15 protein-coding genes are annotated in these 20,778 nt (G+C 70.5%); 11 read left to right on the top strand and 4 right to left on the bottom strand.

Features of this window, described 5'->3' with window-relative positions; translation table 11 throughout:
• Window positions 1-99: 99 nt before the first annotated feature.
• The 4 genes from CR162_RS11440 to CR162_RS11425 all read left to right on the top strand — a co-directional run bounded on the left by CR162_RS11440 (window position 100) and on the right by CR162_RS11425 (window position 6,550).
• Complete coding sequence (locus CR162_RS11440; protein WP_099095691.1) at window positions 100-1,710, top strand: phosphoenolpyruvate carboxykinase; 1,611 nt, start codon at window positions 100-102, stop codon at window positions 1,708-1,710.
• 552 nt (window positions 1,711-2,262) lie between these two features.
• Window positions 2,263-4,467, top strand: a complete 2,205-nt coding sequence (gene pnp, locus CR162_RS11435) for a polyribonucleotide nucleotidyltransferase (RefSeq protein ID WP_099095690.1) — start codon at window positions 2,263-2,265, stop codon at window positions 4,465-4,467.
• A 138-nt stretch (window positions 4,468-4,605) separates the two neighbouring features.
• A complete protein-coding gene (locus tag CR162_RS11430) occupies window positions 4,606-6,006 on the top strand; it encodes an NAD(P)H-dependent flavin oxidoreductase (protein ID WP_099095689.1) in 1,401 nt (466 codons plus the stop codon).
• Window positions 6,007-6,109: 103 nt separating this feature from the next.
• Entirely contained in the window at window positions 6,110-6,550 is a 441-nt protein-coding gene (locus tag CR162_RS11425) for a DoxX family protein (RefSeq protein WP_099095688.1), read from the top strand.
• Window positions 6,551-6,565: 15 nt separating this feature from the next.
• On the opposite strand, the gene CR162_RS11420 is transcribed toward CR162_RS11425, so the two are convergent.
• Entirely contained in the window at window positions 6,566-7,804 is a 1,239-nt protein-coding gene (locus CR162_RS11420) for a DNA recombination protein RmuC (protein WP_099095687.1), read from the bottom strand.
• A 91-nt stretch (window positions 7,805-7,895) separates the two neighbouring features.
• On the opposite strand from CR162_RS11420, the gene CR162_RS11415 reads away from it, so the two are divergent.
• From CR162_RS11415 to CR162_RS11395, 5 genes are all read left to right on the top strand, one after another.
• Window positions 7,896-8,474, top strand: a complete 579-nt coding sequence (locus CR162_RS11415; RefSeq protein WP_099095686.1) for a helix-turn-helix domain-containing protein — start codon at window positions 7,896-7,898, stop codon at window positions 8,472-8,474.
• An 11-nt stretch (window positions 8,475-8,485) separates the two neighbouring features.
• Window positions 8,486-8,995 carry a GNAT family N-acetyltransferase gene (locus CR162_RS11410; RefSeq protein WP_099095685.1) on the top strand — a complete coding sequence of 170 codons (510 nt, stop codon included), beginning with the start codon at window positions 8,486-8,488 and terminating at the stop codon, window positions 8,993-8,995.
• 163 nt (window positions 8,996-9,158) lie between these two features.
• Window positions 9,159-10,796: a CHASE2 domain-containing protein gene (locus tag CR162_RS11405; protein WP_176559821.1), complete on the top strand. Its 1,638-nt coding sequence runs from the start codon at window positions 9,159-9,161 to the stop codon at window positions 10,794-10,796.
• Between the two features lie 48 nt (window positions 10,797-10,844).
• On the top strand, window positions 10,845-11,261 hold the full coding sequence (locus tag CR162_RS11400) for a hypothetical protein (protein ID WP_099095683.1): 417 nt from the start codon (window positions 10,845-10,847) through the stop codon (window positions 11,259-11,261).
• Between the two features lie 251 nt (window positions 11,262-11,512).
• Window positions 11,513-12,964 carry a M48 family metallopeptidase gene (locus CR162_RS11395; RefSeq protein WP_176559820.1) on the top strand — a complete coding sequence of 484 codons (1,452 nt, stop codon included), beginning with the start codon at window positions 11,513-11,515 and terminating at the stop codon, window positions 12,962-12,964.
• Between the two features lie 36 nt (window positions 12,965-13,000).
• Here CR162_RS11395 and purH read toward each other — a convergent pair whose 3' ends face one another.
• The 3 genes from purH to CR162_RS11380 all read right to left on the bottom strand — a co-directional run bounded on the left by purH (window position 13,001) and on the right by CR162_RS11380 (window position 17,825).
• On the bottom strand, window positions 13,001-14,578 hold the full coding sequence (gene purH / locus CR162_RS11390; protein WP_099095681.1) for a bifunctional phosphoribosylaminoimidazolecarboxamide formyltransferase/IMP cyclohydrolase: 1,578 nt from the start codon (window positions 14,576-14,578) through the stop codon (window positions 13,001-13,003).
• A 153-nt stretch (window positions 14,579-14,731) separates the two neighbouring features.
• Complete coding sequence (gene polA / locus CR162_RS11385) at window positions 14,732-17,641, bottom strand: DNA polymerase I (protein WP_099095680.1); 2,910 nt, start codon at window positions 17,639-17,641, stop codon at window positions 14,732-14,734.
• On the bottom strand, window positions 17,601-17,825 hold the full coding sequence (locus CR162_RS11380) for a zinc-finger domain-containing protein (RefSeq protein ID WP_099095679.1): 225 nt from the start codon (window positions 17,823-17,825) through the stop codon (window positions 17,601-17,603). Before CR162_RS11380 ends, polA begins: the two co-directional genes overlap by 41 nt.
• A 245-nt stretch (window positions 17,826-18,070) precedes the next feature.
• Between CR162_RS11380 and CR162_RS11375 the strand changes: the two genes are divergently transcribed.
• Together CR162_RS11375 and CR162_RS11370 are read left to right on the top strand one after the other, a co-directional pair.
• On the top strand, window positions 18,071-19,141 hold the full coding sequence (locus tag CR162_RS11375) for an alpha/beta fold hydrolase (RefSeq protein ID WP_176559819.1): 1,071 nt from the start codon (window positions 18,071-18,073) through the stop codon (window positions 19,139-19,141).
• Window positions 19,142-19,321: 180 nt separating this feature from the next.
• Window positions 19,322-20,755, top strand: coding sequence for a chlorohydrolase family protein (locus CR162_RS11370; RefSeq protein WP_099095677.1), 1,434 nt, complete (start codon window positions 19,322-19,324; stop codon window positions 20,753-20,755).
• Window positions 20,756-20,778 lie beyond the last annotated feature (23 nt).

Genomic DNA, 20,778 nt, shown 5'->3' with positions numbered 1-20,778 from the left:
TTGTGCGGGATGCCGCGCGAGCGGGGGACCTTCAATGGCTACTGCCCCACGGATCGCCCGTTGGAGGATAAGCGCCTTGATCTTGGAGAATGCTGCCAGATGACAGCGTCGAAGCCTGCCCTGGAGGCTCTCGCCGGCACCGGCGTGACCACCGCGTCTGAGGTCCATGCCAACCTGACCGCCGCCGGCCTGTATGCGCATGCGCTGCGCCGCGGCGAGGGGCGGCTCTCGGCGGAGGGTGCCTTCATCGCGGTGACCGGCCAGCACACCGGCCGCTCGGTGCAGGACAAGTTCGTGGCCGACGACCCGGAGGTCACGCAGGAGATCTGGTGGGGCAAGGTCAACCAGAAGCTCGAGCCCGCCAAGTTCGACGCCTTCAGCGCCCGCGTCCGCACCTGGCTGGGCTATCAGCCCGAGCTGTTCACGCAGGACCTTTATGCCGGCGCGGACCCCGCGCACCGCATCAAGGTGCGGCTGGTGACGACCAATGCCTGGCACGCGCTGTTCGCGCGCAACATGTTCATCCGCCCCCCCGTGGAGGAGCTGGCGGGCTTCGAGCCCGACTTCACCATCCTGCACGCGCCGGAGCTGCAGGCGGAACCCGAGACCGATGGCAGCCGCCCCGGCTCGTCCACGCTGATCGCGCTCTCCTTCGCCAAGAAGGTCATCGCCATCGCCGGCACGAGCTATGCGGGCGAGATCAAGAAGTCGATCTTCACGGTGATGAACTGGCTGCTGCCGGCCAAGGGCGTGCTGCCGATGCACTGCTCGGCCAATGTCGGCAAGGATGGCGACACCGCGCTGTTCTTCGGGCTCTCCGGCACCGGCAAGACCACCCTCTCCTCCGACCCCGAGCGCGCGCTGATCGGCGATGACGAGCATGGCTGGTCGGACAAGGGCGTCTTCAACTTCGAGGGCGGCTGCTACGCCAAGGTCATCAAGCTCAGCCAGGAGGCCGAGCCGCAGATCTGGAACGCCTCGCACCGCTTCGGCACGGTGCTGGAGAACGTGATCGCGGATGAGCGCGGCAATCTCGACCTCGATGACGGCTCGCTGACCGAGAACACCCGCTCCTGCTACCCGATCGAGTTCATCCCGAACACCGCGCCGGGCGGCGTGGCCGGGCTGCCCAGGAACGTGGTGATGCTGACGGCCGACGCCTTCGGCGTGCTGCCGCCGATCGCCCGGCTGACGCCCGCCCAGGCGATGTACCACTTCATGTCCGGCTACACCGCCAAGGTGGCGGGCACCGAGAAGGGCCTGGGCAAGGAGCCGCAGGCGACCTTCAGCACCTGCTTCGGCGCCCCCTTCCTGCCGCGCCACCCCGAGGTCTACGGCAAGATGCTGGCCGAGCTGATCTCGAAGCACGGCGCGCAGGTCTGGCTGGTGAACACCGGCTGGACGGGCGGCAGCTATGGCACGGGCCACCGCATGAGCATCAGGCACACCCGCGCCCTGCTGCGCGCGGCGCTGGATGGCAGCCTGAACGACGCCACCTTCGCCACCGACCCGTTCTTCGGCCTCGCCGTGCCGCAGGACGTGCCGGGCGTGCCGACCGAGGTGCTGAACCCGCGCGAGGCCTGGGCCGACAAGGCGGCCTACGACAAGACGGCCAAGCACCTCGTCTCGCTGTTCGAGAAGAACTTCGAGACCTTCGCCGGCTCGGTGAGCGACGAGGTGAAGGCGGCGGCGCTGCGCGCCGCGGCCTGAGCCGCCCTGGCGGCGCCGGGGCCTGGGACATCCCCGGGCCTTGGGCGTCACCAGGCGGGGCGATGCCGGACACCAAAGGGAGGGGGCGGGGCCGCGAGGCTTCGCCCTTTTTCCTGGCGCCGCCGCCGGCTCCTCTCGCCCGGCCGGGGAGGGAGTTCCGGGCCGAGGAGGCCTCCAGGGGCGGTGCGGGATGGATTTTTCCGTAGCATCCCGCCCGCCGAGCGTTCATAACCCCGCGCGGGCCGCCCCGACCGGGCGGCCCGGACCCGCGAGCGTGCGGGAGTGAACAGAGGCTGTGCCGGGCGCGACCCCATCCACTATCCAGGGGCGTGGCGGCGTTTCCGGCCACATGGTGCGTCCCGCGGTTCCGCCGCGCGGCCACCCCATGCCGCCCGAGACGCCGAGAGCCTTCCAGGGGGAAGGCCAAGACCCGGCCTGGCACTGCAATTCCCGCATCGCTCTTTCGGCACCCCGCCCTGGCCGCCGGCCCTGGCGGGGAAAGGCAGGGCCCGCAGGCATGAGCGCCGCGGGCCGCGATGCTAAGGACGATTCATGTTCGACAACTACTTCCGCAAGGACATCGCCTGGGGCGGCAAGACGCTCACCCTGGAGACGGGCAAGGTCGCCCGCCAGGCGGACGGCGCGGTGATGGCCCGCCTCGGCGACACCATCGTGCTCTGCACCGTGGTCGGTGCCCGCAGCGTGAAGCCGGGGCAGGACTTCTTCCCGCTCACCGTGAACTACCAGGAGAAGGCCTTCGCCGCCGGCAAGATCCCGGGCGGCTTCTTCAAGCGCGAGGGGCGCCCCTCCGAGGCGGAGACGCTGATCTCCCGCCTGATCGACCGCCCCATCCGCCCGCTCTTCCCCGAGGGCTTCCGCAACGAGGTGCAGGTCATCGCGACGGTGCTGTCGCATGACATGGAGAACAGCCCGGACATCGTGGCGATGGTGGGCTGCTCCGCCGCGCTGACGCTGTCGGGCATTCCCTTCTTCGGCCCGGTGGGCGCGGCGCGCGTGGGCCTGATCGAGGGCGCCTATGTGCTGAACCCGACGCTCGAGCAGATGAAGACCTCCAAGCTCGACCTCGTGCTCGCCGGCACCGCCGAGGGCGTGCTGATGGTCGAGTCCGAGGCCAGCGAGCTGTCCGAGGACGACATGCTGGGCGCCGTGACCTTCGGCCACAAGGGCTTCCAGCCGGTGATCGAGGGCATCATCGAGCTGGCCGAGCGCGCCGCCAAGGAGCCCTGGGACCTGCCGGAGGAATCGGCCGAGACCGCCGCGCTGAAGAAGAAGCTGGCCGAGCTGGGCAGCGCCGCCATCGGCGAGGCCTACAAGGAGACCCAGAAGCTCCTCCGCCAGAAGAAGGTGGGCGAGGCCAAGAAGGCGATCCTGGCGCAGCTTTCCGAGACGGAGGCCGAGGCCGCCAAGGGCCTGCTCAAGGAGCTGGAGGCGGATGTCGTCCGCAACGCCATCCTCGACACCGGCATCCGCATCGACGGCCGCGACACCAGGACCGTGCGCCCGATCGTGGCCGAGGTCGGCGTGCTGCCGCGCGCCCATGGCTCGGCGCTCTTCACCCGCGGCGAGACCCAGGCCTTCTGCGTGGCGACGCTCGGCACCGGCCAGGACGAGCAGATCATCGACCAGCTCGCGGGCGAGTACCGCGAGAACTTCATGCTGCACTACAACTTCCCGCCCTACTCGGTGAACGAGACGGGCCGGATGGGCAGCCCGGGCCGCCGCGAGATCGGCCATGGCAAGCTGGCCTGGCGCGCCATCAAGCGCCTGCTGCCGGAGAAGTCCACCTTCCCCTACACGATGCGCGTGGTCTCCGAGATCACCGAGTCGAACGGCTCCTCCTCGATGGCCACCGTCTGCGGCACCTCACTGTCGCTGATGGATGCGGGCGTGCCGCTGACCCGCCCCTGCGCCGGCATTGCCATGGGCCTGATCAAGGAGGACCGCGGCTTCGCGGTGCTTTCCGACATCCTGGGCGACGAGGACCACCTCGGCGATATGGACTTCAAGGTGGCCGGCACGGAGGAGGGCATCACCTCCCTCCAGATGGACATCAAGATCACCTCCATCACGCCCGAGATCATGAAGATCGCGCTGGAGCAGGCCAAGGGCGGGCGCCTGCACATCCTGGGCGAGATGGCCAAGGGCCTGTCGGGCGCGCGCACGGACGTCGCCGGCAACGCGCCCAAGATCACGGTCATCAACGTGCCGAAGGACAAGATCCGCGAGGTGATCGGCACGGGCGGCAAGGTGATCCGCGACATCGTCGAGACCACCGGCACCAAGATCGACATCGAGGATGACGGCACGATCAAGATCGCGTCCACCAGCCCCGAGGCGACCCAGGCCGCGATCGACCGCATCCGCGGCATCACCGCCGAGCCGGAGGTGGGCCAGATCTACAACGGCACCGTGGTGAAGACCGCCGAGTTCGGTGCCTTCGTCAACTTCCTCGGCGCCAAGGACGGGCTGGTCCACATTTCCGAGCTGGCCAATGAGCGCGTCAACAAGACCACCGACATCGTCAAGCAGGGCGACAAGGTGAAGGTGAAGGTGCTGGGCTTCGACGACCGCGGCAAGGTGAAGCTGTCCATGCGGGTTGTCGATCAGTCCACGGGTGCCGACATCAGCGAGCAGGTCGGTGCCCGCCGCCCGCCGCGCGAGGGGGGCGAGGGCGAGGCCGAGGGCGGCGAGCGCCGTGAACGCCGCGAGCGCCGCCCGCGCCGCGACTACGACTGAGCCGGGACGCGGCGGGGCCTGACCTCCCGCCGCGCTCACGCCAGGTTTCAAAAAATTTCAGGCGTGGGGCTCGGAATGGGTGCGGCCCACCTTAAATGACGCTATCGTGAAATCAGTTTCGGGAACGGTAAGACTGCGGTGAAGGCAATCAACGCGATCCGGATGGGCGGTGTGGAGGTGCTTCCGCTGGTGGAAGGCGGCAAGGGCGTCGCCGTGTCCACGGGGGCTTCCTGCGGGGAATGGGCGGGCGCCGGCGGCGTCGGCACCTTCTCCGGCGTCAATGCCGACAGCTATGACGCGGATGGCAACGTCATCCGGCAGGTCTATCACGGCCGCACCCGGCGCGACCGTCACGAGGAGCTGGTGGCCTATGGCATCTCGGGCGGCATCGCCCAGGCGCGCGAGGCCTATGAGCGGGCCAATGGCAAAGGCCGCATCCACATCAACGTGCTGTGGGAGATGGGCGGCGCCGAGCGCGTGCTGCGCGGCGTGCTGGAAGGCGCCAAGGGGCTGATCAACGGCGTCACCTGCGGCGCCGGCATGCCCTACCGCCTGGCCGAGATCGCCCGCGAGTTCAACGTCTTCTACTATCCGATCGTGTCCTCGGGCCGCGCCTTCGCGGCGCTGTGGAAGCGCTCCTACTCCAAGGCGGCCGAGCTGCTGGGCGGCGTGGTCTATGAGGACCCGTGGCTGGCGGGCGGCCATAACGGCCTGTCCAATTCCGAGGACCCGAACAGGCCCGAGGCCCCCTATGCCCGCGTGTTGAAGCTGCGCGAGCAGATGCGCGCCTTCGGCCTGGGCGACGTGCCGATCATCATGGCCGGCGGCGTCTGGTGGCTGGAGGAGTGGGAGGACTGGATCGACAACCCCGAGCTCGGCCCCATCGCCTTCCAGTTCGGCACCCGCCCGCTGCTGACCCGGGAAAGCCCGATCAGCGACGCCTGGAAGCAGCGCCTGCTGACGCTGAAGCTCGGCGACGTGCTGCTGCAGCCCTTCTCGCCCACGGGCTTCTATTCCTCGGCCGTGCGCAACGAGTTCCTGCGCGACCTCGAGGCGCGCAACGAGCGGCAGGTGGCGATCAGCCCCGAGCCGGTGGGCGAGCACACGGCCGAATACGGCGTCGGTCCCCGCAAGCGGCTCGTCTGGCTGGCGCCGGGCGACCTTGAGCGGGTGCGCCACTGGGAGGCGCAGGGCTTCACCGAGCCGCTGCGGACGCCGGACAACACGCTGGTCTTCGTGACGCCCGAGAATTCCCGCGAGATCCTGAAGGACCAGACGGACTGCATGGGCTGCCTGTCCCATTGCCGCTTCTCCAACTGGACCCAGCACGGGCCGGACTACAGCAACGGCAAGAAGGCCGATCCGCGCAGCTTCTGCATCCAGAAGACCCTGCAGGACATCGCCCATGACGGCGAGATCGAGCACAACCTGATGTTCGCCGGCCACAACGCCTACCGCTTCGGGCAGGACCCCTTCTACTCGAACGGCTTCATCCCGACCGTGCGGCAGCTGGTCGAGCGCATCATGTCCGGCCGCTGAAGGCCGCGCACGAGCCTGTGATCGAGCGTCCGGCCCGCCGGGCGCTCGTTTTCATTTCGCATCGAAATGCGGTATGGGCGGCTTCCGGACAGGGAAGGCGGTCATGCCGAGACTCATCGAGACCATCCTGGGCAGCGCGGCGGTCGAGCGGCTCGCCCGCATCGTCCTGTGCTTCCCCTTCTGGGGCAGCGGCCTCGACAAGCTGCTGGACTTCCAGGGCGGCGTCGCGGAGATGGCGCATTTCGGCCTGAACCCGCCGGTGCTGTTCAACATCCTGGTCATCGTCACCCAGCTCGGCGGCTCGGCGCTGGTCATCCTCAACCGCTGGACCTGGCTCGGCTCCGGCGCGCTTGGCGTGTTCACCGCGCTGACCATCCCCATCGTTCACCATTTCTGGCGGCTGGAGGGCGAGCGCGCCCTGACCGCCTTCCACACGGCGGGCGAGCATGTCGGCATGATCGGCGCCCTGGTGCTGGTCTCCATCCTCTCGGTGCGGCGGCCGGCCCGCAGCGCCGGCTCGCTCGCCGGGCTGCCCGCCGAATAGGGGCGGCCGCCCGGCTCAGGCCGGCGGCGCCACCCCTTCGGGGGGAAGGGAGGCCGGCGAGGCGGGCAGCGCCTCCGGCTCGTCATCCACCTCCACCGCGGCGATGCGCGCCCCGGCGCGGGCGATCTTCTCCGTGCTGATGTCGATCTGCCGGATGTCGTCCTGCGCCTGGTTGAAGTGGCCCTTCAGCCGCGTGACCCGCTCGTTCAGCCGCGCCACGTCGGCGGCGAGCCGGCCCACCTCCTCGCGGATTCGCCCCGCCTGGGCGCGCATGCGGATGTCCTGCATCAGCGCCCGCATCGCCGAGAGCATGGCCCAGAGGGTGGTGGGGGAGGCGACATAGACGCGCCGCCGCTGCGCCTCGTCCACCAGCGCGCCGAAGCCGGTGTGCAGCTCGGCGAACACCGCCTCGGAGGGCACGAACAGGATCGCCGCCTCCGCCGTCTCGCCGGGGATGAGGTATTTGCGGGCGATGTCCTCGACATGCCGGCGCATGTCGGCGCTGAACTGGCGGGCGGCGACGGCGCGGGCCGGCGCGTCCTCCGCGTCGCGCAGCGCCTGCCAAGCCTCGAGCGGGAACTTGCTGTCCACCGCCACGGGGCCGGGCGGGTAGGGCAGGCGGATCAGGCAGTCGCAGCGCGTGCCGTTGGAGAGGGTGTGCTGCCAGGAGAAGGCATCCGCCGGCAGCCGGTCCTCGACGAGCTGGCGCAGCTGCATCTCGCCGAAGGCGCCACGCGACTGCTTGTTGCCGAGGATGCCGGAAAGCAGGTTCACCTGCGTGCCCAGCGCCTCCATGTTCTGCCGCGCGGCGTCGATCACCGCCAGGCGCTCCTGGATCTGCCCCGCCGTTTCCTGCGCCTGCCGGGCGGAGTCGGCCAAGTTGCGCAGGAAGCGCTCGTTCTGCTGGGCCAGCGCCGCGTCCAGCCTCTCGTTCTGCGCCGCCATGGCCTGCCGCAGCCCGGCGGTGGCGGCCGCCATCCGGTCGTTCTGCGCCAGCAGGGAGGCGTCCAGCCGGCGGGTGGTCTCGTGCAGGCGCTCGGCCAGCTGGCGGTCCTGCTGCGCCAGGCGGTCGGCGGTGAGGGCGGCGAGGCGCTCCTGGCTGGCGGCCAGCGCCTCCAGCTTTCCCGCCAGCAGGGCGAAGCCCTCCAGCCCGGAGGCGGCGCCCGGCCCGGGGCGGCGCAGCATCATGACCCCCAGCAGCCCGAGCGTGATCAGCACGGACAGCAGGGCGACGGGAACCAGCCAGTCGGACATCGCGGTCTCCAAGGATGCCGCCATCCTACAGGCAGGCGGCGGAATGGAAGAGGCTTGACGGGCTTCTCTCTCAAGAGAGAAAATTTCCCTCATGAGAGAGGATTCGTCGCCCGACCCGCTGGAAACCCGCCTCGCCGCCTGCCTTGCCCGGCTGCGCGCCGAGCAGGGCTGGGCGCTGGAAACCCTGGCCGAGCGCACCCGCATCAGCCGCGCCACCCTGTCCCGGCTGGAGCGCGGCGAGGCCAGCGCCACGGCCGGCATGCTGGGGCGGCTCTGCGCCGCCTATGGCCGGCCGCTTTCCTGGCTGATGCGGACGGTGGAGGAGGCCCCCGCCGCCCTGGTGCCCCCCGCTGCGCAGACCCTCTGGACCGATCCCGAGACGGGCTTCCGGCGCCGCTCCGTCTCGCCGCCCGGCCCAGGGCTGCGGGGCGAGCTGCTGGAGGGGAGGCTGCCGCCCGGCGCGTGCATCGACTACGCCCGCTCGCCCCTGCCCGGGCTGGAGCATCACCTCTGGCTGCTGGAGGGCCGGCTTGGCCTCACCGTCGAGGGCGTGGCCCACGCGCTGGGGCCGGGGGATTGCCTGCGCTACCGGCTGCACGGCGCCAGCGCCTTCGCCTGCCCCGCGGAGGGGCCGGCCGCCCGCTACCTCCTGGCCATCATCCAGCCCTGAAAGGCCCGCGCATGATCGAGGAACTCACCGCCAAGGCCCTGGCCGCCGCCCTGCCGGAGCTGGCCGCGCTGCTGGAGGCCTGCGTGGCGGATGGCGCCAGCATCGGCTTCCTGCACCCCATGCCGCCGGGCGAGGCGGAGGGCTGGTGGCGCGGGCTGGAGGGCAGCCTGTGCGACGGCTCCCGCCGCGTGCTGGTGGCGCGCCAGGAAGGGCGGATCCTCGGCACCGGTGCGCTGGCGCTGGCCGGCCTGCCCAATGGCCGGCACCGCGCCGAGGTCTCGAAGCTGATGGTCCACCCTGCGGCGCGGCGGCGGGGCATCGCCCGCGCGCTGATGCTGGCGCTGGAAGGAATTGCCGCGGCGGAGGGCCGGACCCTGCTGGTGCTCGACACCAAGACCGGCGATGCGGGCGAGCCGCTCTACCGGGGCCTGGGCTGGCGCGAGGCCGGCGCCATCCCGGGCTATGCGCTGCGCAGCGGCGGCGGCGTGGATGCGACAATGTTTTATTATAAGGCACTGTAGGCTGATACTACAGGTTTCTTCTGTTCCCCCCCGAGATGGGGAGAGGAGCTTGGCAGGAGGCAGTGGCCAGTTCGAATTCATTGCTGTAAGGCAATAGAATCTGAATGGATTGCGCGGCCTGATGAGACTCGCATTTCGCATCTTGTTGCCAGGCGATGGGGGTGTGTGGCGCAAGGTCTGCCGCACCCTTGTCCTCGGCGCTTTTCTCATGATGGGCGCCTATCTGGATCCTTTCGGCTTTTCAGCCCTGACTCAGGCTGCTTCTCATCGTATCGAGGCTCGGCTGAATGCCATCTGGCATCCTCCGGTCGCCTCGGAAGCTGTGGCTGTGGTGATGGTGAACGAAAGGAGCCTGCGCGCCCTGGACGAGACCTGGCCGCCGAGCTTCGGCTTCTGGTCCGCCTTGATCGACAGCGTGAACCAAAGGGCTCCCCGAACCGTATTCCTTGATGTCGTGCTGGGCGAAGAACGGCCAGTGATCGACCATGGCAGCCCGCCGCTGCGCCGGTTGATCGAAGACAGCAACAAACCCGAGGCCGGCCTGCCCAGACTCCTGCTTGCCGATCAGAGCCAGTGGGCGTTCAGCAAGCTCTCCGACAAGAATTTTCGACGTCCTATGGACTGCCTGAAAACTCAGGCGCCTTTCACTCTCTGTCCCACAGCCCTGGCGGGCAGCCTGCAGGAGGCCGAAGCCAGAACGACTTTCATCAATCAGAATGTGCATGAAAAGGACCGGCGTAGCTACGCGCTGGTCGAACGCCATGTCTCCGGGCGCCACATCCCGGTTGCAAAGGCCCCGCCAGTTCCTGAGCCTTCCAGGCATGATGCCGCTGGACTGCCCGACAGTACGGCTCCCCAAGGGGTGCAGGACTCGAAAACGCAGAGCCACAGCCACGCCTGGATCTCGCGCTCCTTCATGGGACCCGCCGCCGCGCTGTCCATCTTGGAAGTGACCTGCCAGGACGAGGCTGCGCCCGTCGAGTGCGCCCCTTTCCGGCAGGGTGCGTTCTTGGGGGAACTGCACAAGGCCGGCGAGCCTGCCTATTTGATTCCGCGCTGGCGGCTGAATGCCGCCCCCGCCGTTGCACGGGATATCCGCGCGCTCGACCGCTGGTCCTGCACCTTTTATCCGCAGGAAGAGGGGCTGGATCGCTGGGACTCGAAACTGTGGCAGAGCCTCGGGGTCGTTTTGACCGAGGCCATGTCCTTGGGAAATGAGGTTAGCATAGGCGAAAAATTCGGCTTGCCGGACTGGGCGGCCAGCAGCATCGAGCACGCCTCCGACCGTTCGGCCTGTCTGCCCTTTCCGCTGATCCCGGCCGATATGCTGCTGACCCCGACGAACAGGCCGGAACTGCTCGAGCGCCTTCTGCGCGGCAGGGTCGTGCTGATCGGCACGGCATTGGCCAGCCATCCGGACCGGATCCACTCTCCCCTGCACGGGACCGTGCCGGGCGTCCTGCTGCACGCCACGGCGTTGGACACGCTGCTGCGTGCGGGGCCGGACTATCCAAAACCTGCCCGGCCGGATTCGGGGATCGGAGATTTGCTGATCAAGTTCAGCATGCTGGCCCTGGCATGCCTGAGCAGCATCATGGGCCGGCAGATTATTGCCGGGGTGTTCTTCCTGTTCCTGTCTTTCGCAGCACCTTCGCTGTATGGGATCGAAATGTTGCGGGACGAGAATGTTGCTGCTTTGATGCTGTTCGCTCTTGGCATGGCGGCGGAACAGTTTCTGGAAGGCTGGCTGGATGCCGAGGCCGGCGCGACGTCGGGCCAGCAGGAACCCGCCGGGCGATAGGCTGAAGCCGCGCTTCGCTGGGGTCCCATTCGCATCAGGGAGATCTTCATGAGTCTCGTTGTCATCGGCCCGGCAGGGTCTTTGGGACAGGCGGTCCTGCTGGCCCTGAGCTTCGCCATCCTGCCTCCGGCGGTCCAGGCCCAGCCGGCCCCCCCTATCCAGCCAGAGTACTTCATCGGCAGTATCGGCAGTACGGTACGCGCCAGGACGGACCCAGACCGACCCGAAACGCAGTACACGCTTTCCGCCAGCCAGCTGGGCGCCAGCAGGGAGACGCCGCTTCAGAGCTTGGGACGGAACAAGCGGTGGCTGAAGGTCAGGATCAACAACAGCGAGACATGGCTGCTTGACCGCGATCTGATGGCACCGGAAGCCATTGTTTGCGACAATCCCCTGCCGACGCGCGAGCAGCAGACCGCCGGCATGGCCGGTTCCTCCGCCGGCGGCAGGCGCTGCACCCGATGAGCTCGGCGCTGGCACCTCTTGCCTGGCTGTGCCGCACGGTTCCGCTGCCTGTGGTCGGGCTCGCCCTGCTGGCCGCCTGCGCCGCGCCCGCTGTGCCGGAGATCAGGACCAGCGAGGATCCGGCGGTCCTCTCGACGGCGCGCATGGCCCTGGCGAGACCTGCCGCCGTCCAGGCTTCGCGCGGGGCCGATGGACGGCCGGTGCCGCTGGCCAACCAGCCGGCCATACGCGACGCAAGGTTGCAGCCTGCCATGGAGGCGATCCTGAACCGCCTGCTGGCAAACTGGACCGCCACCCGGGCTGACCCGCCAATCGAGCTGTTCCTGGTTGCAGACCTGAATTATGGCGGCCGCGCGCATGCCAGCAACCAGATCTTCATCGATCTCGGCGCGCTCGCTTCCGCGAAGACGGAGGATGAGCTGGCCTTTCTGCTCGGCCATGAAGCGGGCCATGTGCTGCTCGGCCATTTGCAACAGCGCCGGCAGAACAACCGTCAAGCGCAGGATTCGCTGGTTCTCGCGGCGGAAACCGTGGCGCTCGGCACGGTCCTGGCCAACAGCCGCGTCGTCGGGGCGCCGGGAGGCGGCATGCGCCTGCAGGACAACACGCGCGACAATGACCGCAACACCATCGTCGCGGCCGCCAGCGGCACGCGGATCCTCGCAGCCATGTACAGCGACCTAGGCGATGCCCGCTTCAGCCGGGAGCAGGAGGCCGAGGCGGATCGCTTCGGCCTGGACCTTGCCGTACGGGCCGGATACTCGCCGGAGGGCATGTTGGATTTCTTCCGGCACATCGCCGCCTCCGAGCAGCACCGCGCGGCGCGGGCCGCCGAGCTCCGTGGCACGGTCAGCCAGGCCTTCGGCCTCGGCGCAAGCCTCGGCCTGCTCGGCAAGGGCTCGCAGTGGCAGTCTCTGGGCAGCCAGGCCGCGGGCCTGCTGGCGCCGCAGATCGAGGAAGCGGTTGCCCAGGCCGCCGCCCCCTGGACGGAACGCTACGAATCCCTGCAACTCCGCCAGCAAGGCGCCCGCGATTATGAGGCACGCCACTGGCCCAATGCCGTTGATGCCGAGACCCGCCCCTCTCCCTTCGCCGAGGGCAAGCCCCTGTACGCAGATGTTCTGGCCTACCAGCACGCGTTGCTGGCCCATGAGAGAATGGCCAGGGCGTTGCTCCAGAACGACCTTCCGGCGGCGGCGCGGGAGGCCGACAGCCCGGCTTTGCGGCGCATCCCCTTGCTGCAGGCCATGGCATCGGCCGAGGTCGCCGAGAAGGAGGGGCGGATCACCCATGCCCTGCGCGAGGCGGAAAGAGCACGGTCCATGCCCAACGCCACCACCAGCACCTATGAATTGCTGGCCCGGCTGCTGCTGACCTCGGGACAGGGTTCCGCCGCCCTGGCGGCGCTGGAAGAGGGGGAGCGGCGCTTTGGCACGCGGGAGCCGTTCCTGGTGACACGCGCAACCATCCAGGCACAACTGCGCCAGACCGTGGCTCTCGCCGCCACGTTGCAGGAATGCGAGAGGGCAGACCCGACCATCGGCACCGCCTGCTACCGGGCCAGCCGCAGAGAGCAGGAGAGGGAGCAGGCGCGCAGCCAAGCCAGGCATGCGCCGCTGCCGAGCCTGTCCGCGCCCGCCTTGCCTGCCGCTCAACCATCCGCGCTGCCCGGCATGCTGCGGCAGCTTCTGCCAGGCCTCTGAACCGCGCCAGGTCATGGGGCCCGGCGCGGCTTTGCCTCAGTGCCGGAAGTGGCGCATGCCGGTGAACACCATGGCGAGCCCCGCCTCGTCGGCCGCCGCGATCACCTCGTTGTCGCGGATCGAGCCGCCCGGCTGGATCACCGCCGTGGCGCCCGCCGCCGCCGCGGCCTGGAGGCCGTCCGCGAAGGGGAAGAAGGCATCGGACGCGACCACGGAGCCATGCGCCAGCGGCGCCTCCAGCCCGGCGGCCTTGGCGGCCTCGGCCGACTTCCAGGCGGCGATGCGCGCCGAATCGACCCGGCTCATCTGCCCCGCGCCGATGCCCACCGTGGAGCCGCCCTTGGCATAGACGATGGCGTTGGACTTCACGTGCTTGGCCACGCGGAAGGCGAAGATGAGGTCCGCCATCTCCTGCGGCGTCGGCGCGCGCTTCGTCACCACCTTGAGCGCCGCCTCGGCGACGCGCCCCGCGTCGCGCGACTGCGCCAGGAAGCCGCCCGCGACGGAGCGCAGCACGCGGCCCGGCGCCGCCGGGTCCGGCAGGCCGCCGGTCAGCAGCAGGCGCAGGTTCTTCTTGCGGGCGAAGATGGCGCGGGCCGCCTCGTCCGCGTCGGGCGCCACCACCACCTCGGTGAAGATGGCGGAGATGCGCTCGGCGGCGGCGGCATCCAGCGTGCGGTTGGCGGCGACGATGCCGCCAAAGGCCGAGACCGGGTCGCAGCGCAGCGCCAGGTCCCAGGCCTGCGCCAGGCTCTCCCCTTCCGACACGCCGCAGGGATTGGCGTGCTTGACCACGACGATGGCGGGCCGCTCGAACTCGGCCACGCATTCGAAGGCGGCGTCGGTGTCGTTCAGGTTGTTGAAGGAGAGTTCCTTGCCCTGCACCTGCGTCGCGGTGGCGATGCCGGGGCGGTTGGAGCCGTCCGTGTAGAAGGCCGCCTGCTGGTGCGGGTTCTCGCCGTAGCGCAGCGTCTGGCGCAGCACGCCGGCCATGGCGAGGCGCGGCGGGAAGTCCTGCTCCAGCCTTTCCGCGAACCAGGTGGAGATGGCGGTGTCATAGGCGGCGGTGCGGGAAAAGGCGGCCGCCGCGAGGCGCTTGCGGGTGGCGAGGCTGGTGCCGCCCTGGGCCTCGATCTCGGCCCGCACCCCGGCCATCTGCTCGGGCGCGGTGATGACGGCGACGTCCTCGTGGTTCTTGGCCGCCGCGCGGGTCAGGGCCGGGCCGCCGATGTCGATCTCCTCCACCGTCTCCTCATGGGAGGCGCCCTTCGCGACCGTGGCCTCGAAGGGATAGAGGTTGGAGACCAGCAGGTCGATCGGCGCGATGCGGTGGCTCTCCATCTGCGCCACATGCTCGGGCAGGGCGCGGCGGCCGAGCAGCCCGCCATGGATCTGCGGCACCAGCGTCTTCACCCGGCCGTCCAGGATCTCGGGGAAGCCGGTGTGCTCGGAGACATCGACCACGGCCACGCCATTCTCGCGCAGCAGGCGCGCGGTGCCGCCGGTGGAAAGGATCTCGACGCCCTTCCCGGCGAGGAAGCGGGCGAAATCCAGCAGCCCGGTCTTGTCATGCACCGAAATCAGGGCGCGGCGGATGGTCACGATGTCGGCCATGGCGGTCCAACCTTCCTGCAGTCTCGTCGCGCGGGGCTTAGACCGTTGTGCCGCCCGGCTCAACCGCGGGCTCTGCGGGGCAGACCCCCCGCCGCGCCCCGGCCGGCCCGGCAGGAAGGGGGCCGGAAGAGGCGCGGGGAAGGAGGCGCGGCCTCAGTGGGCCTCGCCCCAGTTGGCGCCATGCCCGATCTCGGCCTTGAGCGGCACGCGCAGCTCGGCCACGCCCTCCATCACCGCGCGGACGCATGCGGCGGTGGCCTCCACCTCCGCCTCGGGCACCTCGAAGAGCAGCTCGTCATGCACCTGCAGCAGCATCCGCGCCGAGAGCCCCGCCGCCCTCAGCGCCGCCGGCATCCGCACCATGGCGCGCTTGATGATCTCGGCGGCGCCCCCCTGGAAGGGGGCGTTGATGGCGGCACGCTCGGCATTGCCGCGGCGCGCCTGCTCGCGGGCCTGGATGCCGTCGATCCACAGCCTGCGGCCGAAGGGGGTGGTGACGTAGCCCGTCTCCCGCGCCTGCGCCTTCAGCCGCTCCATCTCCTCCAGGATGCCGGGATACTGGGAGAAATAGGCGTCGATGATGCCGCGCGCCTCGCCCGGCCCGATGCCGAGGCGTGCCGCCAGCCCGAAGGCCGACATGCCGTAGATGATGCCGAAGTTGATGGTCTTGGCGCGGCGCCGCGCCTCGCGGTCCACCTTGTCCGGGTCGAGGCGGAAGATGTCGGCCGCCGTCCGGCTGTGGATGTCCTCGCCCTTGGCGAAGGCCTCGCGCAGCGAGGGCACGTCGGCCAGGTGCGCGAGCAGCCGCAGCTCGATCTGCGAATAGTCGGCCGCCAGCAGCACATGACCCGGCTCGGCCACGAAGGCGCGGCGGATGCGCGCGCCCTCCTCGGTGCGGATGGGGATGTTCTGCAGGTTGGGCTCGGTGGAGGAAAGCCGCCCCGTCGAGGTGAGGGCCATGGAGAAGTCGGTGTGGACCCGGCCGTCACGCTTGTCGATCTGCGCCGCCAGCCCTTCCACATAGGTCGATTTCAGCTTGGAAAGCTGGCGCCAGTGCAGCACCCGGCGCGGCAGCTCGTGGCCGCGTGCGGCGAGGTCCTCCAGCACGGCGGCATCGGTGCCCCAGGCGCCGGCCTTGCCGCGCTTGCCGCCCGGCAGCTTCTGCTCGTCGAACAGGATCTCGCCGAGCTGCTTCGGCGAGCCGACATTGAAGGGCTTGCCGGCCAGCTCGTGGATCTCCTTCTCCAGTGTCACCATGCGCTGGGAGAAATCCTCGCCGATGCGGGCCAGCTCCGCGCCGTCCACCTTGATGCCGGCCAGCTCCATGTCGCGCAGCACGGCCACCATGCGGCGCTCCACCTGCTCGTAGAGGGCGAGCGCCCGCTCGGTCCGCAGCCGGGGCTTCAGCGCCTGCCACAGGCGCAGCGTCACGTCCGCGTCCTCGGCGGCATAGGCGGTGGCCTTGTCCAGCGCCACCTGGCCGAAGGGGATGCGCGCGCGGCCAGTGCCCGTCACCTCGTCATAGGGAATGGGGCGGTGGCCGAGATGGCGCAGCGAAAGCTCGTCCATGCCATGGCCGTGGCGGCCGGCATCCATGCTGTAGGAGATCAGCATGGTGTCATCGAGGGGGGCCACGGCGACGCCGCCATTCTCCGCCCGGCACAGCACCTCCAGGTCGTACTTGGCGTTGTGCAGCACCTTGAGGACGGACGGGTCCTCCAGCAGCGGGCGCAGCGCGGCGATGGCCTCGTCCTGCGTCATCTGCGGCGGCGGCTTGGGCGCCTCCTCCAGCAGGTCGGCGCCCGCCTGGGCGGGGCCGTGGCGCAGCGGGATGTAGCAGGCGCGGCCCGGCGCCACGGCCAGGGAGATGCCGACGAGGTTGGCGTGCAGCGCGTCCAGGCTGTCCGTCTCGGTGTCCAGCGCCAGCACGCCGGCCTCGCGCGCGGCGGCGATCCAGGGCGCGAGCGCGGCCGCCTCCGTCACCGTCTCGTAGGGGCCGAAGGGCGCGGCGTCGGCGGCGGGGGTGACCTCGGCGGTGGCGGCCGCCGGCTCGGGCAGGCCCGTGGCAGAGGCGGGCGCGTGGCGCGGGCGGCTGACGGGCGCCGAGTCGGCGTTCGCGTCGCCATCCAGCCCCATCCGGTGCAGCATCGAGCGGAAGCCCTGCTCGCGCAGGAAGCCGGCGAGGCGGCCAGGCTCGGGCGCACGGACCAGCAGGCTGTCCACCGGGGCGGGCAGCGGCGCGTCGCTGTCCAGCGTCACCAGCTTCTTGCTGATGCGGGCCAGCTCGGCATGGGCGATCAGCGCCTCGCGCCGCTTGGGCTGCCTGATCTGCGGGGCGGCGGCGAGCAGCCCCTCCAGGTCGCCATGTTCGGTGATCAGCGCGGCGGCGGTCTTGATGCCGATGCCGGGCACGCCGGGCACGTTGTCCGTGCTGTCGCCGGCGAGCGCCTGCACGTCCACCACCTTGTCCGGCGTCACGCCGAACTTCTCGAACACCTCCGGCTCGCGGATCGGCTTCTGCTTGATCGGGTCGAGCAGCTGCACGCCGGGGCGGACGAGCTGCATCAGGTCCTTGTCGGAGGAGACGATGGTGACCTGCCCGCCCGTGCCCTCGAAGGCCTTGGCGTAGGCGGCGATCAGGTCGTCCGCCTCGTAGCCGTCCAGCTCGATGCAGGCGACGCCGAAGGCGGCGGTGGCCTCGCGGATCAGGGAGAACTGCGGCACCAGCTCGGGCGGGGCCTCGGGCCGGTGCGCCTTGTACTGGTCGTAGATGGCGTTGCGGAAGGTGACGCGCGAGGCGTCGAACACCACCGCCAGGTGGGTGCCGACATGCCGGGTGAGGAACTGCCCGAGCATGTTGGTGAAGCCGAACACGGCGTTCACCGGCACCCCGTCCGGCCGCGTCATCGGCGGCAGGGCGTGGAAGGCGCGGAAGATGTAGCCCGAGCCGTCCACCAGGATCAGGTGCGGCGCGGGCCCGGTGGTGCCGGGGGCTTGGGCGGCGGCGGCGTCCGCCAGCCCCTCAGTGGTGGTCGTCGCCACCCGCGCCGTCCTGCAGCACATAGGTGCGCGAGCAATAGGGGCAGGTGACCTGCGTGGCCTCGATGCGCAGCGACACCGCCGGATGCCCCAGCGCGCCGCCGCCGCCATCGCAGGAGACGACCCGGCTGAAGGCGGGCAGGATGTCCTCCGGCGTCACGCCGGGGGTGGCTTTCGGGGTGTAGCCCGTCAGGTTCGCATCGCGCATCGGGTGGTTCCCGTCACTGGCCAAGATCGTCCGGAACATAGGGGCAGGCGGCCCCGCCCGCCAGTCGGGACAGGGACGGCCCAAGGGACGCGGCCCATGGGGGGCGGTCCAGGGGAGGCGGAGCGTGGAGTGGGGCCAGGGGACAGGGCCGGGCGCTGGGCCGGGCGGCGAACGGGGCGGGGGAAGGCGATGGAATGGACAGGGCGGCGCCGCCCCCGCTATGCCGGAGGGCGATGCCGCACCGCATGCGCAGGATTGCCGTCTCCCCCGCCAACCCCGCGCCTCCGGGTCCCGCCTCGCCAGGCCAGGCCTTGTTGCGCCGGGCGCTGTGGGGCCATGCCCTGCTGGGCCTGGCCCTGCTGGCGCTCGCGGGCTGCGCGCCGCGCGTGGTGCCGGCGGGCCCTGCCGTGCTGTCGCCGGCCCTGGCGGAGGACGCGATCGTGGCGGCCGACGGCGCGCGGCTGAAGCTGCACCGCCGCGACCCGCCGGCGGGCCTGCCGCCCCGCGCCGTGCTGCTGGCGCTGCACGGCTTCAACGACCATGCCGGCAACTTCCTGCTGGACGGCTTCGGGCGGCTCGCCGAGGCCGGCGTGCTGACCTACGCCTATGACCACCGCGGCTTCGGCGCCTCGCCCAACCGCACCCTCTGGCCGGGCGAGGAGACGCTGGCGGCCGATGCGGCGGCGGCGCTGCGCCTGCTGCGCGAGCGCCACCCCGGCCTGCCGCTGTTCCTGCTGGGCGAGAGCATGGGCGCGGCCGTCGCGGTGCTGGCCGTGACCGGTCCCGCCGCCGCCGCGCCGCCGGACGGGATGCTGCTGATGGCGCCCGCCTTCTGGTCCTATGCCGCCATCGGGCCGGTGGCCAAGGGCGCCTTCTGGCTGCTGGCGCACAGCCTGCCGGCGCTGGCCTTTCCGCCCGGCGCGGGCAGCATCACCGCCAGCGACAACACCGCCGCGCTGCGACGCTTCAGCCGCGACCCGCTGACCATCAAGGACACGCGCATCGACGCCGCCTGGGGCCTGCTCGGCCTGATGGACGGCGCCACCGCGCGGCTGGCCGGCTGCTGCGCGCCGCCCACCCTGGTGCTGCAGGGCGCGAAGGACAGGGTGGCGCCGCCTTCCGTCACCCGCGGCGCGCTGCGCGGCATGCGCCCCGAGACGCGGCTGGCCCGCTACGGCGAGGGCTGGCACCTGCTGCTGCGCGACGGGGTGAGCGACAGTGTGGCGGAGGACATCCTGTCCTGGATGGAGGATCCCGCCCGGGCCCTGCCCTCGGGCGCGGACGCGGTGGGCGCCGCCTGGCTGGCGGAGCCCTGACGCGGCGGGGCGGGGGAGGCGCGCCGGGGCATGGGGCGCAGGCCGATACGGCGGGAGCCCGGCGGCGGGGCTACCCCCCTGATCTTCCAGGGTCCCTCCCGGGGGCGATTGACCCCCGCCCCGGGCTTTGGAACGCTGCCGGGCCGGTTTCCCGCCGCGTGAACATCCAGGAGAATGCCGTTGGCCCGCACGCTGATTCGCGCCTCGCACGTCATCGCCCACCAGAATGGCGGGCACCGCCACCTGAAGGACGGGGTGGTGGTGATCGAGGACGACAAGATCCTGCATGTCGGCGCCGGCTATGACGGGCCGGTGGACGAGACCATCGACGCCAAGGGCAAGGTGGTGACGCCGGGCTTCATCAACACCCACGCCCACCTCTCGGAAAGCCCGCTGGACAAGAGCTTCGTCGAGGACCGCGGGCCGCGGCAGTTCTACCTGTCCGGCCTGTTCGAGTTCCTCACCGCGCGCGACGGCGCGATCACCGAGGAGGCGCGCCGCGCCTGCATCGCCTATTCCATGCCGGAACTGCTGCGCACCGGCACCACCACCATCATGGAGATCGGCGGCCATGGCGACGTGGTGGCCGAGCACGCGGCGCGCTGCGGCATCCGCGCCTATATCGGCCAGGGCTACCGCTCGGGCCGCTGGCTGACGGCCAATGGCCGCACGGTGGATTACGAATGGCTGCCGGATGACGGCGAGGCCGGCTTCAGGAACGCCGTCTCCTTCATCGAGCGGATCGAGGGGCGGGAGGGCGGCCGCATCAAGGGCTTCCTGACGCCCATGCAGATCGACACCTGCTCGGAGGCGCTGCTGCGGCGCTCGGCCGATGCGGCGCGGGAGATGAAGGTGCCGCTGGCGCTGCATGTCAGCCAGTCCGTGCCCGAGTTCCACGAGATGACGCGCCGCCATGGCTGCACGCCGATCGAGTGGCTGGAGAAGATCGGCTTCCTGTCCGAGCGCTGCATCCTCGGCCACTGCATCATCCCGGGCGAAAGCAGCTGGGCCAACTACCAGGCGGACGACATCGGCATCCTGGCCGACACCGGCGCCAACGTGGCGCATGCGGTGTGGGTGTTCGCGCGCCGCGGCATCGCCATGGAAAGCTTCGCCCGCTACCAGGCGCGGGGCGTCAACATGACCATCGCCACCGACACCTGCCCGCAGAGCATGATCGAGGCGATGCGCTGGACCTCGGTGGTGTCCAAGATCGTCGACCGCCGCACCCAGGTCGCCACCGCGGCGGACGTGTTCAACGCCGCCACGCTGAACGGCGCCCGCGCGCTGGGCCGCGACGACCTCGGCCGCATCGCCCCCGGCGCCAAGGCCGACCTGCTGATCTGGGGCGGCGAGAGCCTGTTCATGACGCCGCTGCGCGACCCGATCCGCAACATCGTCTTCTCCGCCGCGGCCGAGGACCTGGAAAGCTCCATCATCGACGGGCGGGTGGTGATGCGGAACGGCGTGGTGCCGGGCTACGACCCGGTGGCGCTGGGCCGCGAGGTGCAGAAGGGCGCCGAGGCCATGTGGGCCGGCATGAAGAGCCGCGACTGGGCGGGGCGCGACATCGAGCAGCTCTCGCCCTCCTCCTTTCCCGCCTTCCAGGGCTGAGGGCCGCCGGAAGGCGCGGATGC

The organism is Teichococcus rhizosphaerae (assembly GCF_002631185.1).
GTDB classification, from domain to species: domain Bacteria; phylum Pseudomonadota; class Alphaproteobacteria; order Acetobacterales; family Acetobacteraceae; genus Pseudoroseomonas; species Pseudoroseomonas rhizosphaerae.
The sequence above is the reverse complement of the archived record's forward strand: the minus strand, read 5'-3'. Positions and strand labels throughout refer to the sequence as shown.